Origin of the sequence: Streptomyces sp. 4N124, assembly GCF_052245395.1 — a bacterium.
In the GTDB taxonomy this organism is placed as follows: Bacteria; Actinomycetota; Actinomycetes; order Streptomycetales; family Streptomycetaceae; genus Streptomyces.
On the sequence record NZ_JBQQBS010000046.1, the window covers coordinates 1 to 16,579 of the forward strand.

General features: G+C 69.9%; 12 protein-coding genes. 4 read left to right on the forward strand and 8 right to left on the reverse strand.

Features of this window, described 5'->3' with window-relative positions; genetic code table 11:
* Positions 1-803: helix-turn-helix domain-containing protein (locus ACTWQO_RS34685; protein WP_443241349.1), on the forward strand; the 803-nt coding region annotated here is incomplete at its 5' end.
* 9 nt (positions 804-812) lie between these two features.
* Here ACTWQO_RS34685 and ACTWQO_RS34690 read toward each other — a convergent pair.
* The 8 genes from ACTWQO_RS34690 to ACTWQO_RS34725 all read right to left on the reverse strand — a co-directional run bounded on the left by ACTWQO_RS34690 (position 813) and on the right by ACTWQO_RS34725 (position 12,971).
* Entirely contained in the window at positions 813-1,943 is a 1,131-nt protein-coding gene (locus ACTWQO_RS34690) for a glycoside hydrolase family 88/105 protein (RefSeq protein ID WP_443241350.1), read from the reverse strand.
* A 27-nt stretch (positions 1,944-1,970) separates the two neighbouring features.
* On the reverse strand, positions 1,971-3,137 hold the full coding sequence (locus tag ACTWQO_RS34695; protein WP_443241351.1) for an SGNH/GDSL hydrolase family protein: 1,167 nt from the start codon (positions 3,135-3,137) through the stop codon (positions 1,971-1,973).
* Positions 3,134-5,488 (reverse strand): glycosyl hydrolase family 95 catalytic domain-containing protein, encoded by a 2,355-nt coding sequence (locus tag ACTWQO_RS34700; protein ID WP_443241352.1) that lies wholly within the window; start codon positions 5,486-5,488, stop codon positions 3,134-3,136. The genes ACTWQO_RS34695 and ACTWQO_RS34700 overlap by 4 nt, the downstream gene beginning before the upstream one ends.
* Before the next feature lie 33 nt (positions 5,489-5,521).
* Positions 5,522-7,309 carry an alpha-galactosidase D gene (locus ACTWQO_RS34705; protein WP_443241353.1) on the reverse strand — a complete coding sequence of 596 codons (1,788 nt, stop codon included), beginning with the start codon at positions 7,307-7,309 and terminating at the stop codon, positions 5,522-5,524.
* Positions 7,310-7,351: 42 nt separating this feature from the next.
* Positions 7,352-8,527: an ROK family transcriptional regulator gene (locus ACTWQO_RS34710; protein ID WP_443241354.1), complete on the reverse strand. Its 1,176-nt coding sequence runs from the start codon at positions 8,525-8,527 to the stop codon at positions 7,352-7,354.
* Between the two features lie 104 nt (positions 8,528-8,631).
* Complete coding sequence (locus tag ACTWQO_RS34715; protein ID WP_443241355.1) at positions 8,632-10,425, reverse strand: M4 family metallopeptidase; 1,794 nt, start codon at positions 10,423-10,425, stop codon at positions 8,632-8,634.
* A gap of 306 nt (positions 10,426-10,731) precedes the next feature.
* On the reverse strand, positions 10,732-12,027 hold the full coding sequence (locus ACTWQO_RS34720; RefSeq protein ID WP_443241356.1) for an ABC transporter substrate-binding protein: 1,296 nt from the start codon (positions 12,025-12,027) through the stop codon (positions 10,732-10,734).
* A gap of 38 nt (positions 12,028-12,065) precedes the next feature.
* A complete protein-coding gene (locus ACTWQO_RS34725; protein ID WP_443241357.1) occupies positions 12,066-12,971 on the reverse strand; it encodes a bestrophin-like domain in 906 nt (301 codons plus the stop codon).
* Positions 12,972-13,235: 264 nt separating this feature from the next.
* On the opposite strand from ACTWQO_RS34725, the gene ACTWQO_RS34730 reads away from it, so the two are divergent.
* From ACTWQO_RS34730 to ACTWQO_RS34740, 3 genes are all read left to right on the forward strand, one after another.
* A complete protein-coding gene (locus ACTWQO_RS34730) occupies positions 13,236-14,600 on the forward strand; it encodes a CAP domain-containing protein (protein ID WP_443241358.1) in 1,365 nt (454 codons plus the stop codon).
* A gap of 69 nt (positions 14,601-14,669) precedes the next feature.
* Positions 14,670-15,347 carry an AIM24 family protein gene (locus ACTWQO_RS34735; protein WP_443241359.1) on the forward strand — a complete coding sequence of 226 codons (678 nt, stop codon included), beginning with the start codon at positions 14,670-14,672 and terminating at the stop codon, positions 15,345-15,347.
* A 183-nt stretch (positions 15,348-15,530) separates the two neighbouring features.
* Complete coding sequence (locus ACTWQO_RS34740; RefSeq protein ID WP_443241360.1) at positions 15,531-16,499, forward strand: threonine/serine dehydratase; 969 nt, start codon at positions 15,531-15,533, stop codon at positions 16,497-16,499.
* The last annotated feature ends 80 nt before the right edge of the window (positions 16,500-16,579 follow it).

The following is a 16,579-nucleotide window of genomic DNA, read 5'->3' on the forward strand; positions in this document are numbered from 1 at the left end:
CGGGAATCGTGCTGACGGACGCCGCCGCACTGCTCGGCGACGCGGACGAGGCCGTGGCGCAGATGCAGTACACCGCAGCGGCGCTCACCGATGAGGTGGGCACGCCGCCCGACGTGACGGTCCGGCTTGCCGCGCTCGCCCTGTCCGCCGTCGCCGATTCGGCCGTCGATCTGCGCCGCACCGGCGACGAGGCCGGGGCCCGCCGCCGGGCGCAGACGGCGGGCGAGCTGGTGGAGCTGGCGCGGGATGTGGCCGGGCACGGCGACGAAGGCATTCCGCAGGGCCCGGAGGGTCAGGCGTGGCTGGCCCGGGCGGAGGCGGAGTGGTCGCGGGCCGTGTCCGGTCCGGACGCGGAGGCGTGGGGGAAGGCGGTGGCCGCGTTCGACTACGGCGACCCGTATGAGCGGGCGCGCTGCCGACTGCGGTACGCCGAGGCCCTGTTGGCGGCCGAGCGCCGGGCGGAGGCGGCCGTCGAGGCAGGCGCGGCCCGGAAGACCGCCGCCGAACTCCGCGCCACGCCGCTGTTGGAGCGCGCGGACGCCGTCATACGCCGCGGCAGGCTGTCGGACAGCGACGACCATGCCACGTCCCTGCTCACCGCCCGCGAGCAGGACGTCCTGCGGCTCCTCGCCCTCGGCCGCAGCAACCGGCAGATAGGCGAGGAGCTGTTCATCACCGGCAAGACGGCGAGCGTCCACGTCTCCAACATTCTCGGCAAGCTGGGCGCCGCGAGCCGCACCGAGGCCGTGGCGATCGCCTACCGCCGTGGCCTGATCACCCCGGAGCCGACGGCGTCCGGCTGACCGGCCCGGTCAGCCGAGCAGCAGGGCCAGTTCGGTGCCGCCCAGCAGGAAGGCGCCGACACCGAAGTCCGCGGTGCTGTCGTACGTCACGGGCTGGCTGGACTCCGGGCGGTCGCCGACCTTCTGGACGTACCCGAGGAAGCCGTCGGGGTGGACGGCGGTGGTGACGAGGCCCTGCCAGGCCCGGGACACGACGGGCAGGTAAGCGGCCCGGTCGACGAGCCGGGCGCGGAGCGCGTAGGCCGTGCCGTAGAGGAAGAAGGACGTGCCGCTGGTCTCGGGCCCGGGGAGGTGGTCGGGGTCGGCGAGGTTGACGTTCCAGAAGCCGTCCGTCCGCTGCACCCGTGCCAGTGCGCGGACGAGCCGGGTCAGGGTCTGCCGGTATTCGGCGGTGTGCGGCTCGCCCGGCGGGAGGGCCTTGAGGGTCTTGGTGTGGCCGCCGGTGACCCAGCCGTTGCCCCGGGACCACACCACCGGCTTTCCGGAGGGCGAGAGGATCCCGCCGGGCAGGAACCGCTTGTCGCGGTACCAGAGACCGGTGGCCGGGTCGTACAGGCCGGGTCCGCCCTCGATCCGCTTGGTGTGGTCGTAGAGGGAGTACAGCTTGGCCCGGTAGGCGGGGTCGCCGCGCAGAACTCCGAGGCGGGCGAAGGGCGGCATGCCCATGTGCAGGGCGTCGTCCCACCACCAGTCGTCGTTCTTCTCGGGCTGGTCCGTGTAGACCATGCGGTGCAACGACTCCTCGATGGCCGCGAGTTTCCGCTCCTCGGGCTCGATCGCGTAGAGGTCGAGGTAGGCCTGTCCGGCGTTGTGGTTGTCGGCGTGCCGGGTGGTGACCCCGCCCTTGAGACCGTAGGCGTGCTTCTCGGCCCACTCCTTGGCGTAGGCGAGGTAGCGGGGTGTGCCGGTGAGGCGGTGCAGGGTCAGCAGGCCGCTGAAGAAGGTGGCGTTGGCCCAGCCGTTGTCGCCGGGGTCCTGGTGGGCGGTGATCCAGTGGTCGGCGACCCGGCGCAGGACGCGCACCACCTCCGCTCGCGACGGGAGCGCCGGGGCCGGTGCGGCCGCTGCTCTGGTCGTCGGCAGGAGTGTCGCGGTCGCCGTGAGGGCGGCACCGCCGGTCAGTAAGCGACGTCGGTTCATGAGATCGGCTCCTCTCGGGTACGGGTTTCACGCGCAGTCGAGGCTGTCCAGGTCCACGGCGTCCGCCATGGCCTGCATGCCCTTGTCGTTGGGGTGCAGATGGTCGCCGTTGTCGAAGAAGGGCAGGATGCGCTCGGGGTCGTAGGGGCTGCGGAGGATGCGGTCGAAGTCGGTGACGGCGTCGAACACCCCGCCGGACCTGATGAATTGGTTGACTTCCTGGCGTACGGCCTCGGCCGCCGGGTCCCATTCGGACCAGCCCTTGAACGGTCCGACGGTCGCACCGACGACGCACTTCCCGGCCGCGTGCGCCCGCGCGATGATCTCCCGGTAGCCGTCGATCAGGTCCTGCGCGGTCACGCCCGTATGCGCCTTGATGTCGTTGACGCCCTCAAAGAGGAACACGGTGCGCAGGCCCGGCTGGGACAGGACGTCGCGTTGCAGCCGGTTGAGGGCGCTCTGACCGGCGCCGTCGGCCAGCACCTTGTTGCCGGAAATCCCTTCGTTCGCCACGCCTTTGACGTCCGTGTCCGCCAGCCGCAGCCGGCGGGCGAGATAGTCGGGCCACCGGCGGTTCAGATCGGTGGTGGACTGCCAGCCGTCGGTGATGGAGTCGCCGAGGGCGACCACCGCCGCGGAGCCGGCACGGACCGAGACCGCGTCGAGGTAGAACCACGAGCCGGTCGTGCCCGTCCAGTTGGCGGCGCCCTCCTCGGCCGTGTGATCGCCCTGGGTCGTGTACGACGTCGCCATCGCCATGCCGTGGCCGGTCGCCGGGCCCGCCGCGTCCGGCGTATGCATGCTGATCACCAGGTCGGTCGCGGCGGGCAGCTTCCCGGGCAGGGAGTCGCTGAGCACGGTTTCCCCGGCCGGGACGGTGACGGACCGGGCGCCGCCGAAGGTCAGCGGCCGGTTGCTGCCGCGGACCAGCTCGGCGCCCGACTTGCGGAGTCCCGCATAGGAACTGTCGAAGGTGATCGGCCGGTCTCCGAAGGCGTTGGAGAGCCGGATCCGCAGGTCGGTGCCGGCGACGCTGGTGCGCACGACGAGCCGGTAGCCGCGGTCGGCGACCCCGTCGCCCAGGCGATCCGCGCTCGCACCCCAGGTGATGACCTCGCGCGGCCGGTCGTCGGAGGCGTACGCGGGGGCGAGGGGAACAGCCAGCAGGAGCGCGCAGACGACCCTGGCGATCACCGGGCCAGGTCCTTCAACGTCACGGACTGGCCCGGCTTCAGCTTCACCGTCCGGGAGGCGCCGCCGTACGCCACCGTCGTCGTCCGCCCACCCACGCTGCGGATGCGCACCTGGGTCGGCGCACCGTCCGCCCAGCGCAGGTCGACGACGAAGCCGCCGCGCGCCGGGGCCCCGGTGAGGAAGCCGGACGCGGACCAGGCATCGGGGAGGGCGGGGAGGAGCTCCAGGTGGCCGGGGCGGGAGTACAGCAGCATCTCGAGCATCGCCGCCGGTGTACCGAAGTTGGCGTCGATCTGGAAGATGCCGCGCCCCTTCTCGACCTCGTAGATGTCGAAGAGGTTGAACGCGGTGCCGTTGCTGCCGCCGGTGGACGGGCGGAGGTTGTTGACGACCAGCTGGTAGGCCTTGTCGGCGTCCTTGAGCCGGGCCCAGCACAGACTGCGCCAGGCGTTGGCCCAGCCGAAGCTGTTCATGCCGCGTGCGGTGAGCTGGGCGGTGGCTCCGTCGACGATCTCCTTGGGCGTGGAGCCGTCGGGGCGGATGCGGTCCCCGGGGAACAGGCCGACCAGCCCGGACAGGTGCCGGTGAGTCGTCTCGCCGAGGTTGTCCGGCGACATCCACTCCTCCAGCCAACCCGTCTTCGGGCTGACCTGCGGCAGATACAACCGCTTGCGCAGACCCGCGATCGTGTCCGCATAGCCGGAGTCCCGCCGCAACTCCGCCGCCGCGACGCAGAAGTTGCCGAACAGCGCCCACACCAGCTCCTGGGCGTACGTGATGCCCTTGGCGTCGAGCGGGCCGTGCTCCGGCGACCAGTCGCTGTCCGCGATCAGCACCTCTGTCGTGGTGCCGGGGAGGGTCGTGGTCAGCAGCCGCGTCTCCCAGAACTCGCAGGCGCCTTTGAGGAGGGGGTAGATCTTCTCCAAATGCGCACGCGACTGGGTGAACTCGTAATGCTCGTACAGGCTGTTGCACAGCCAGGCGTTGCCCGCCGGATGCCACCACCAGCCGCCTCCGCCATAGGGGTTGGTGGAGATGGCGACGGTCCAGCCGGCGATCTTGCCGGTGGAGTTGCGGTAGCGGTTGCGCGGGTCGTTGAAGAGGGTCCGGGTGAGCTTCGTCCAGGACGGGAGCTGGGTGAGGCAGTAGTCGGTGAAGGCGTCGAAGCACCGGGACAGGCCCGCCCGGTCGGCCATCCAGTAGTTCATCTGGAGGTTGATGTCCGTGTGGTAGTCGCCCATCCAGTCCGGGTCGTTGCCGTCCAGCCACAGGCCCTGGAGGTTCAGCGGCAGACTGTCGCGAGAGCCGGAGATCATGAGGTAGCGGCCGAACTGGAGGTAGGCGGCCTCCAGTTCCGGGTCGGGTTCGAGGTCGCGGGCGCGCGCCTGGAGGCGTTCCCAGGTGTCCATCTCGCGTTGTGCGGCCGTGGACGTACCGAGCGAGAGGTCCAGCTGTCCGAAGAGGGCGCGATAGTCGGCGATATGGGTGCGCCGCAGGGTGGCGGCCGATTCGGTGGCGGCGTCGCGGACCTTCGTACGGGCCAACCGCTCGGGATCGAGGGAAGGGTTGCGGAAGTTCGCGGCGGCGTCGGGTGCGTAGTTGGTGCCGCCGCTGACCACCACGGTGAGGTCCTTGCAGCCGGAGAAGTCGATGCGGGTGCCGTTGACGGTGACCTTGCCGCCGTTGCCGTGAGCCTGTACTGCGGCGCCGTAGCGAAGGCCGTTGGCGAGGGTTGCCCCGAACGACTCGGCGGCGGTCGGGGTTTCGCCGTGGGTGCCGGTGAGCGTGATCGTTCCGGTGTAGCGGCCGCCGCCGCTCTGGGTGAAGTGCAGGACGATGACGTCGTCGGGGTGGCTGGCGAAGATCTCGCGCCGGTAGGTGACGCCGGAGCGGACGTAGGAGCTGGTGATCAGGCCCTGGGCGAGGTCGAGGGTGCGGCGGTAGCCGGAGACGGCGCCCAGGTCGTGGTCGGGGATGTCGACGGTGAGCCGGGCGAGTAGCGTGAACGATCCGAAGTCGCCTCGCCCGTAGGGGAATTGACCGTCCGCGTCGAGCGTGTCGTTGAGGCCGCCGGTCCACATCGTGGCGTCGGTGATCAGCAGCAGCTCGCGGCCGGGGTCGTTGCCGGCGAGCGCTCCGAGGCGGCCGTTGCCGACGGGCAGGCCCTGCTCGATCAGCGAGGCCTCGTCGCCGGGGGCCTGCCACCACAGAGAGGAACCGGCGTGCTGCGGGACCTCCGTGGGGCGGGCGGGTGCGGCGGTGGCGGTGAAGGTGGGCAGGGTGCTGAGGGCTACGGCGGTGGTGAGGGAGAGGAGGGTCCGTCTGCTGGGGTCGTTCGGACGGGGGTTCATGGCGGCTCCGGATGCGGGGAGGGGCACAAGGGCCTACTTCTGTACGTCGATCCGGTCGATGTCCGGCGCGTAGCCACTGGAGCCGCTGTCGAACGTGATCGTGTTCGCCCCGGCCTTCAACCTCACCGGCACATGGACGCTGTTCACCGTGGACCAGTCCCCCGTGGACGCGAACTTGTGCGAGACGGCGCCCCCGCCGTTGGCCGAGACGGCGACCGAACGCGAGTCACCGCTGATGTAGGCGACCTTGATCTGATAGGTCCCGGCCTTGGCCACCACGACGTCGTTGACGGTGACCTTGCCACCGCCGTAGAGGTTGCCGACCTTGCGGCCGTCGGAGCATGCGGAGCAGTCGGCGACGGAGGCGTTGCCGCTCAGCGTGCCCGCCTCGGCCTCGTAGCCCGTCCACGCCAGGGCGGTGCCGCGCGGGGTGACGGTGAACAGCCGGGAGCCGTGGGCGGGCAGCGCCTGGGTGATCTTGTCGGCGTGGGTGCCGAGGTTCTCCTTGTTCCACACGTCGCGGACGGAGGCCTTGCCCTTGAAGCCGAGGGTCGACCAGTTCGCGGTCACCGAGGCCGGCGCGTCGGACAGGTTGAACAGGGCGACGGTGTAAGTCCCGTTGGGGTTCTTCGCGGCCCACACCTGCTGCGGGTCGGAGGCGGTGACCGGCTGGGCGGGCGGCGTGTTGCCCTGGTTGATCGCGATGACCTCGCGGTTCGTCAGCAGGGACAGGCCGTAGGAGTCGAGCCTGGTCAGGTCGTCGCCGGTGTAGAACGGGGACTTGGCTATCGCCCACAGGGTGGCGTAGCTCTGCCGCTCGGCCTTGGTGAGGCCGTCCATCTCGCCGTTGCCGACGTTGAGGGAGTCGAGGTCGTTCCAGCCGCCGGGGCCGGCGTGGTCGGTCCAGGCCGGGGTGTCGTCCCAGCGGTCGTCGACGGAGTTCTCCCAGCTGACCAGGGTGTTGCAGTAGCACTCGACGTCGGTGTCGATGCGCCAGCCGTTGGAGTACTTCTTCCAGTCCTCGACGTGCCCGTAGTCGAGGGACCAGGACAGCTCCAGGTGGATCGGGCGGCCGGCGGTGGCGATGGCCTTCTGCCAGGCGGCCACGTCGGGAACGTTGTTGTAGTTGTCGCCGCTCTTGAACGAGCCCGGCCCGACGCCGTCCAGTTTCAGGAAGTCGTAGCCCCAGTCGGCGAACAGCTGCGCCTGGGAGTCGATGTACTTCTGCGCGCACGGGTTGGTGAAGTCCAGCTTGTAGGCGCTGTCCCAGCCGTTGGTGGTGCGCAGGTCGTCGTGGACGATGTCGGCGGTGGTGCAGCCCTCGGCGTTCCAGATCGGTGACTTGCCGTCGTTGTACGCCTCCTTCTCCAGTCCGACCGGGAGGTAGATACCCGCCTTGAGGCCCTGGGCGTGGATGCGGTCGGCAACCGCCTTCATGCCGCTGGGGAAGCGCTTCGGGTCGGCCTGCTGCCGCGCGTACTCGTCGAAGCGCGGCTTCCACGACCAGTCGCGCCACCATCCGGCGTCGATGTTGATGTACTCGTACCCGGAACTCTTCAGCTTCTTGGCCATGGCGTCGGCCTGCTTGATGACGTTCGCCTCGGTGAGGTAGCTGTAGTCGCCCTTCGGGTTGAGCCCCGGGTACTTCGACGACTGCATGCTCCAACTCGTCCAGCCCATATAGGGCTTGTCGGCAAGTGTGGGGGCTGCCGTCTCGGCGTGGGCCGCGGGGGCGGTCGTCGCGAGACCGGCGGTGAGGGCCAGCACGCACAGGGATCTCAGCGCGCGTGCGGGCATGACGGAGTACGAGGATGACCGCATGGGTCGTACCTCCTGGGAGTGGGTGCGGGTGGGCGTGGGGGGTTAGTTCATGTCCGACCTGATGAAGGACTGGATCGCGGTGGCGGCGGCCCCGCGTGCCCATTCCTCGAAGGGCAGCGGGCGGGTGTGTACGTCGCACTGGGCGGCGGAGCCGAAGGCGGCGGCGGTGAAGGCGTCACGGATCTGCTCGGCGAACAGGTCGTAGGCGGCCAGGCCCTCGCCGGAGATGATCACACGCTCGGGGCCGAGCAGGTTGGCCACGGTGGCGATGCCCCGGCCGATCGCGGCACCGGCGCGGGCGTATGCCTCGCGTGCTCCGGCGATTCCTTGGTGGGCCAGTGCCACGGCCTCCGCGGTGTCGGCGACCTCGATGCCCGTGGTCTCGCGGATCTGCCGGACGATCGCCGCGTCCCCTGCGATCGCCTCCACACAGCCCCGGTTGCCGCAGTGGCAGAGGGGTCCCGCCGGGTCGACGGTCACATGGCCGATCTCACCGGCCACGCCGTGGGCGCCGGCGACCACCCGGCCGTGCACGACAAGTCCGCAGCCGATGCCGGCGCCTACGGTCACCACGGCGAAGTCGGACAGCCCGGCGCCGGCGCCGAACCACTGCTCGGCGACGGTCAGGGCCCGCACGTCGTTGTCGACGGTGACCGGCAGTCCCGTGGTCATGGCGGCGAGTTCGGCGAGTGGGACGTCGTGCCATTCGAGGAACGGCGAGTAGCGGACGACGCCTTCGGCGCGGTCGACGTCGCCGGAGACGGCGATGCCGAGCCCGAGGACCGGGGTGCCGAACTCGTCCGCCTCGACGAGGAGTTGCTGCACCAGCTCCGCGATGGAGGCCAGCACCGCCTTGGGGTCGCGGGCGGGCGGCGGCATACGGCGGGCGACGCGGATGCGGCAGCACAGGTCGGTGAGCACGCCGATGATCTCGTCGCCGGTCAGCTTGATCCCGATGAACAGTGCCCGTCCGCCGTCGACCCGCACCGGGTTGGCGGGCCGACCGAGCGCGGGGCGTGCCTCCGCGTCCGCGTCCTCCACCAGATAACCGGCCTCGATCAGCGGCCGTACCGCCTTCGTCACCGCCGCCGCGGAGAGTCCGGCACGCCGGGACAACTCCAGCCGGGTGAGCGGCCCGTGGGACAGGGCGGTGGTGAAGACCTGGGAGGCGGCGGGTGTGTTCACGGGGAACGTCTCGGCACGAGCGGTCGGGCGCATGGCCGGGAACCTAGAACTGTTTTTTTCCGTCGTCAATAAAAGAAGCAGGATTGGGGTGGGGGACCCGGCAGCCGAGCGTGTGCCGCGCGGCTGCCGGTGTCGTGTCAGTGCCTGTCGGCCGGTGTGTTGGCCTTGGTCACGTTGACGGCGGCCCAGGCCCGGTTCACCGTCTTGTACTCCGTGCTGTTCAGCCCGTGCAGGTCCTTGGCCGCCTTCAGGGTCGCGGTGCGCGCGTCGTGGAAGTCGGTCGTGGAGACCATGTAGCGGGTCAGGGCGCGGTAGAAGATCGCCGTGGCCTTGGCGCGGCCGATGCCCTTCACCGGCAGGCCGTCGTAGGTCGGCGAGTCGTAGGTGACGCTGCCGATCTTCTTGCGGCCGCTGCCCTCGGCGAGGAGGTAATAGGCGTGCGAGGACACACCGGACCCGGCGTGCACCTCGGCGTCGTAGACGGCCGGTGACCAGTAGTCGATCGCGCCCTCGAGCACGTCGAGGGAGGGGCGGTCGAGGCGGCGCAGGAACTTCTGGTCCAGGCCGAGCTTCTCGCCGACAAGGTAGTTGGGCGGGTTCTTGGGGTTGTTGGCGCTGAACTCCACGGCGGAGCCGAAGATGTCGGCGAGGGACTCGTTCAGGGAGCCCGCTTCGCCGTACTGGTTGCCCTGGGCGTCCACGCGGGTGGGCTCCAGGCGGGCGGTGGCGTCGACGACGCCGTGGGTGAGTTCGTGGCCGGTGACGTCGAGGACGACCAGTGGCTTCTTGAACATCTCGCCGTCGCCGTCGCCGTACAGCATGCAGCCGCAGGAGGGGTCCCAGAACGCGTTGGCGACCTTGTTGCCGAAGTGGACCAGGGCACGGGCACCCTTGCCGTCGTTCTTGATGCCCTTGCGGCCGAAGGTCTTCTTGTAGAAGTCCAGGGTCTTGGTGATGCCGTACTGGGCGTCGACGGCGGCGCTGGCGCGGTTCGCGACGGTGCCGTTGCCCCACTTGTTGGTGGTGCTGGTGAACGTCTTGCCGCGGGCGAAGCTCGTCGGCTCCCCGCCCTTGGCGTCCCGCGTCTCGGTGCCCCAGCGGCTGGGGTCCTTGAGGACGTAACTGGTGCGGGCGGTCCGGGTGGTGGTCAGCGTGACCTTGCCGGCGAAGAGGGACGTGCCGGTGCCGGTCGCCGGTGCCGGGTAGCGGGCGGCGCCCGGTGCGGGGGTCGCGGCCAGGCCGCTCGGCTCCGAAGCGGTGCCGGTTGCGGGTTCGAGCGTCTCGCCGCGCTCGCGCAGGGTGTCCACCAGGTCCGGCGACAGGAACTCTTCACTGTCGGGCGTGTTGCTGCGGACCTTGCCGGTGAGGGCGTCGATGACGACGGTCCGGGAGCCGCCGCCCTCCGCGGTGTCGCTGTCGCTGATGTGCACCTCGTAGGCGAGGGCCGACGCGCCACGGCGGGCGTCGACGACGAGTTCGACGCTCTTCACCGACCCCTGGGCGACATCGGCGGCCGTCTCCTCCGCCTGGCGGCCGGTCACCTGGGCCTCGTCGGCAGCGGGCGCGATGCTGTGGTCGGCGGCCCGGGTGACACCGGCGTACCTCAGGCGCTCGGTGAGGTGGACGACGAGGTCGCCGCCGAGGACCGGCATCCCGCGGTGAGCCCGGACGAACCGCACGTGCCGTGCGCCCTCCGGGTCGATCAGCACGTCCTGGGCACGCAGTTCGTCACCCGGTGCGACACCGGTGGCCGCCGCGTGGGCGAAGGCGGCGGCGCGGGCCGCGTCGACTATGGAGGAGGCAGAGGCGACAGAGGCGGAGGCGGGCTCGGTCCCCGTGGCCGGGCCCGCGAGGGCCGTTCCGGTGAGCCCCGTTGCGGCGGTCGTCACGGCGACGGCGACCGCCAGGCTGCGTATGTGAGCTCTACGCACTTGAGGGTTCCTTCGTGCGAAGGCGGCCGGGGTCACCAACCGCCCTGAGGCATGGCGCGGTTGAGACGCCATGGGGGCTGGTCGGGCCCCCGGAGCGCAACCCTTCCGGATGAGTCATGTCCATGTAAAGCACGAATGGTCGGCTACATGCTTTTCATGGCGATACGGTCCACATCCGTACTGCTCGCTGATCGGCGGGCGATCAACTGTGCGTCGACAATGGAGAGGTGACGGGACGCACGGAGGTTGCCCAGCCTCGATGTGACCGATGTCGCACCGACCGCGAGCGCGGCCTTCACCGGCGTTTCAGTCCCGGTAGCCGCCGCCCTCGACCACGTCGTTCGCGAAGAGTTGGGCCTTCTCCAGCGCCTCGTCGACCGACTGCCGGCCGGCGATCGCCGCGGAGATCTCCTTGGCCACCCGGCCGCCGAGGCCCGCGTACTCCGGGATACCGACGTACGAGGTTCCCGTCCACGGCTGCTTGTGCAGGCCGGGCCGGGTGAGGTTGACGGCGTTGACTGCGTCCAGGGTCGGTTGCAGAAACGCCTTGGCGGCCTTCCTGTACGGAGGAAGGCGGTACGTGGACAGCCGGCTGCCGGGTGGCACTCCGACCCAGCCGAGCCTTTCTCCGTAGAGCTTCAGATACCGCTTCGACGTGGCCCAGGAGGCGAAATCCCACGCGGCCTTCTGGTGCTTGGACGTGACGGGGATCGCCAGCGCCCAGGTCCACAGCCATCCCGAGCTGTCGGTGCGCATCACGGGCGCGGGGGCGTAGCCGAGCTTGCCGGCGACCTCGCTGATCCTGGGGTCCTCAAGACCACCGGCGAAGGACGTGGTGTCGTACAGCATGGCCGCCTTGCCCCGCAGCATCGTCGCCTGGCACTGGGCGGGCCCTGCTTCGTGCGCCCGAGGCTCGCCGGAGCTACGGACCAGATCCACGTAGAACCGCACCGCCCGCCTGGTTTCGGGGGAGGTGAATCGGGGGTTCCAATGCTCGTCGAACCAACGGCCGCCGAAGGTCAGGATCACCGTGTTGAGAGGCAGCAGGTTCAGCCAGACGGGACCGCCGCGCAGGCAGATTCCGGCGATTCCGTGCCGGGGATCGTGCAGTTCGGCCGCCAGTTCGGCGACCTGCGGCCAGGTCGGGCGTTCCGGCATGGTCAGATCGGCCTTGGCGAACAGGTCCTTGCGGTACATCAGGAAGGACGACTCCCCGTAATACGGCACCGCGTACAGGCCCTTTCGGTAGGACAGCGCCGTGCGCACCACGGGAAGGAAATCCTCCACGTCGTAGGCGCCCCGGCCCGCCAGGACGTCGAGTCGGGTGAGCCATCCTCGCGAGGCCCAGATCGGCGCCTCCCACGGGCCGATGGAGACGACGTCGTAGCGGCCCTCTTCGTCGGCGATGTCCTTGGACAGCCGATTCCGCAGCACCCTCTCGGGGAGGAAGACGAACTTCACGCGGATACGGGGATGGGTGCGCCGGAAGTCGTCGACGAGTTTCTCCATGTCCCGTGTGAAGTCGACGGACGCCACCGTGATCGTCGTGTCCTGCCCGTTCCCGGCGCAGGCGGCAGTGCCGAGCGCGAGTGAAACGAGCAAGGTTCCTACGACGGGGATACGTGTGAGCCGGGTGATGTTCACTGCGGAAGCTGCTCCGAGCTGGCGAACGAAACATAGTCGGCCACGTCCAGGAGGCAGCCCGGCACCCGCTCTTTGCTCGATACCCCGAAGTACGTGGTGATCTGCTCCTGTCCCTCGGGAGGTACTCCCATTCCTTGCGTCAGAGCGACCTTCCAATGCGTCAGGCCGATAGCGTTGCTGTCCTGCAGAGGGTGATCCAGCGCGATGATCAGCGTGATGAACAGGCCGATGAAGAACGACAAGAGGCCGGTCAGGGCCACGTGGTCGATCATTCTGACGCCGACCAGTGCCCAGGTCGCCGCAATGGTCACGAACGCGCCGCCGAAGAGGACGAGATACAGCACCGGCAGCAGTCCGATGGTCACCTCACCCTGCCGTTCACGGCGAAGGTTGTTGTAGTCGTTGAAGGCTTCGAGGGTGACGGACTGCGCGTTCGACTCCTCTTCGTTCTGCGGTTCATAGAACATCAGGGATTCGAATACGGCGTCCAGCCGCCCTTGGTCCTCGACGATTTCGCCGCGCTGCTGTCGCGGCCAGACCTCGTTGATCACATTCTCGGCGTAGTTCCGCACCTGGGACTGAATACGGCATCTACGGCTGTTGGGAAACGCCTCACCGGCGCGATAGACCGTGGTGAGCTGCGAAGCCTCCTCATTGACAAGCTTCTTCACCTCCACGTAGTGGTCGTACGCCCCCACGGCAACCAGCCCGATCAGCAAGGCGTAAAAGCCTCCGACGACCTCGACCAGGAATTTGACGCGTTCGTTGTGCTCGGGATCTTCGCCGAACCAATCGCAGATCCGGGATCGTACGAGCAGGCCGCTGAGGCCGAGGACGAGGAATCCGCCCACCAGCAGCAGAGCCTGGGACCAGAACGGCACATGCGAGAACCAAGCAGGCATCCGCTGATCTCGCCCCCTGTCCGCCCTTCACACCCCAGTTCACATCCCAGTGCGATGGTCCTTACGTGACCGCTGTCATCACCAGGGCGCGCGGGGCCGACAAAGAGCAGTCACCACCCCATGGCACACACACATCGCGCATGCGTACGCCGCCCAGCGCCAGCTGGTACGACGAACGCCCCCGAGGGGGAACCCGCGCGCCCGGATGGACGTTTCCCGGACAACCCCTACCGGGGCCGGATCCACGACCATCAGGGCGGCGTCATGAGCGAGTTGGTCCCCGGAGGCAATCTGCCCCTCCCGGGCGGCGCCGTGAGCGTCCAGGTGCCCGGCCCCTTCGACGTGTCCGCGCTCATCACCGACGACAGCGGGAAAGTCCGGGGCCACGCCGATTTCGTGTTCTACAACCAGCCGTCGGCACCGGGCGCCCGGCTGCACGGCCACACGCTCACCGTCGACCCGTCCGGTCTGCGCACCGGTGTCACCAAGGTCACCGTGGTCGTCAGCCCCGCCGAGCCCGGCACTCCCCTGGGCCGCCTGCCCGCCCCCACCCTTCTGGTCACCGGTCAGGGCGGCCGGCTGATCGCCCGGTTCGCCCCGCCACGCCCCGGACAGGAGACGGTACTGCTGCTCGCGGAGATCTACCGGCGCGGCAGCGGGTGGAAGCTGCGTGCGCTCGGGCAGGGCTACGCGGACGGACTGGCCGGGCTCGCCCGTGACTTCGGGGTCGAGGTCACCGAGGACAGCGCGACGACAGCGGGACCGCCCGCCCGGTCCGCCCCGGCGCCCGCGCCGCAGCGTCCCACCACCGCGCCCCGCCGGCCCGCTGCCGCGCCCTCCGTCCCCGCCCCCGATCCCGACGGCTTCGTCGGCCTCGTCAACTCGGCCCGCGCCAGGGCCGGTTCGCCGCCCGTCTCCCTCGACGCCCGCCTGACGTCCGCCGCGCGAGCCCACGCCTCCGCCATGGCCGCGGCAGGACAGCTCGGTGTCGAAGGCCGGGACGGTGTCTCCGTCTACCAGCGCGTCACCGCGACCGGATTCACGTATGTCACGGTCGGCGAGCACCTCGTCTCCGGGCCGCGCACGCCCGCCGAGTTCGTGGACTACTGCCTGGGTTCGCAGGAGCCCAGCCGCACGCTGCACGACCCGGCGTTCACCCACGCGGGCCTGGCGTACGTCACCGGGGGCCGTTCCGGCGACACGTACTGGACCGCGCTGTGGGCCAGGCCGCTGACACCGCAGGAACTGGCGCGGACGGCGGCCGACGTCGTCGAGCTCACCAACCGGGAGCGTGCGAGGGCAGGTCTGCCGCCACTGGCCGTCGACCCGGTCCTCACCACCGCGGCGCAGGCGCACAGCGCGGACATGATCGCCCGTGCCTTCTACTCGCACACCTCGCCCGACGGCAGCCAGCCCTGGGACCGGGCCGCCGCCGCGGGCTCCACCCGGCGCTCGATCGGCGAGAACATAGCCTGCGGCCAGCGCTCCCCGGCCGAGGTGGTGGAGGGCTGGATGAACAGTCCGGGCCATCGGGCCAACATCCTCAAGCCCACCTTCACCCACATCGGCGTCGGCTTCGCGGGCGGCGGCGCGGCGGGCACGTACTGGACGCAGCTCTTCGGCGCCTGACGGAAAGCCGTGGAAGACCCTTGCCCCGCGATCTTGGCGGAAGGACCGGCTCCGGGAAAGGATGCCGATATGAAGGGTGATCTGTTTTCCAGCGAGCACATGGTCCAGCCCGCCGCCGCGCCGGGCATGACGATCGAGAACGCCAAGTGCATCAAGTACGCGGTGAACGGCGAGATGATGGCGCGTCAGGGCGCGATGATCGCCTATCGGGGCAACCTCCAGTTCGAGCGCAAGGGCCAGGGCGTGGGCGGGATGCTCAAACGCGCGGTGACCGGCGAGGGGCTCCCGCTGATGGCGGTGCGGGGGCAGGGCGAGGCCTGGTTCGCACACGAGGCGCAGAACTGCTTCGTCGTCGATGTGAACCCCGGTGACGAGTTCACCGTCAACGGCCGCAACGTGCTGTGCTTCGACGCCTCACTGTCGTACCGGATCGCGACCGTGAAGGGCGCGGGCATGACGGGCGGCGGCCTGTTCAACAGCGTCTTCTCCGGACAGGGCAGGCTGGGCCTGGTGTGTGAGGGCAGTCCGCTGGTCATCCCGGTCTCGCCGCAGTATCCGGTGTACGTCGACACGGACGCGATCGTCGGCTGGACCGCCGGCCTGCAGACCTCGCTGCACCGTTCGCAGTCCATCGGATCGATGCTGCGCGGCGGTTCCGGGGAAGCGGTGCAGCTGATGCTGCAGGGCCAGGGCTACGTCGTCGTACGACCGAGCGAGCTGACACCACAGAAGGCGCAACAGCACTGAGAAGTCCCGTGAAGTGATCTGCACAGGGTGACGCCCTGGCCCCCGGGGGGTCAGGGACCACGGCCGGTCGGCGGCCCCACCTGGTGCGGCGTGACCTTTGATACCGAGTTGACCCGCGCCACGTCTCGGGTCAGGGTTCGATGCGGACGCGGACTCAGTCACCCGCGCCGGAAGGTGATGGTCATGATCGGGATCACGGACATCGAGGCCGTCGAGGCCGCCGCCGCACGGATCGCCGGACACGTCGTCCGCACCCCCACCGTGCCCAGCCCGGGCCTGTCCGCGCTGCTCGGCGCCCCGGTCACCGCGAAGCTCGAACTCCTGCAGCGCACCGGGTCGTTCAAGGCTCGTGGCGCGACGGCGAAGCTGCTCTCGCTGAGCGAGGCCGAGCGGGCCGCCGGGGTCGTGGCGGTCAGTGGCGGCAACCACGGCATCGCGCTCGCGGTCATGGCCGCCGCCCTCGATGTGAAGGCCACGGTCGTGATGCCGCGCTCGGCACCGGCCCGTTCCATCGAAATCGCTCAGGACGCGGGTGCGTCGGTGCGGCTGACCGATGACATGGACGGCGCGTTCTCGCTGGTGACGCGGCTCAGGGACGAGGGGTTGACGCTGGTCCATCCGTTCGACGACCCGGTGGTGATCGCCGGACAGGGCACCGTCGGGCTGGAGTTCGCGGAGGACGCCGGAGAACTGACCGACGTTCTGGTGAGCGTCGGGGGCGGTGGGCTGATCGCCGGTGTGGCGGCGGCGCTGCGTGCGCGCCGGCCCGGCGTGCGGGTGTGGGGCGTGGAGACCGAGGGCGCGCAGGCGATGTCCGAGGCGCTGGCGGCGGGCGGACCGGTGCCGGTGGCGCTGTCGTCGATCGTGACCACGCTCAGCGCCCCGTCCGTGTCGCAGCTGACGTACGACCATGTGTCCACCCTGGTCACCGAGGTGCTCGTGGTTCCGGACCGGGAGGCCGTGCAGGGCGTTCTCGACCTCGCCGACCACGCCAAGTTGTGGACCGAGCCGGCCGCCGGCTGTCTGCTGCCCGCGGCTCGCCAAGTCCTGGAGCGGGTGGGCGAGGGCGCACGGCTCGGTCTGGTGGTGTGCGGCGGCAACGCGACGACCGGCGACGTGATGCAGTGGACGGAGCGCTTCGGTCTGCGCTGAACGCATCCCGGTCGAATTCCCCATGGAATACGGCATGTTCCGCACACCTCGGGCGCAAGACGAAAGAAGGTGACCAGAGT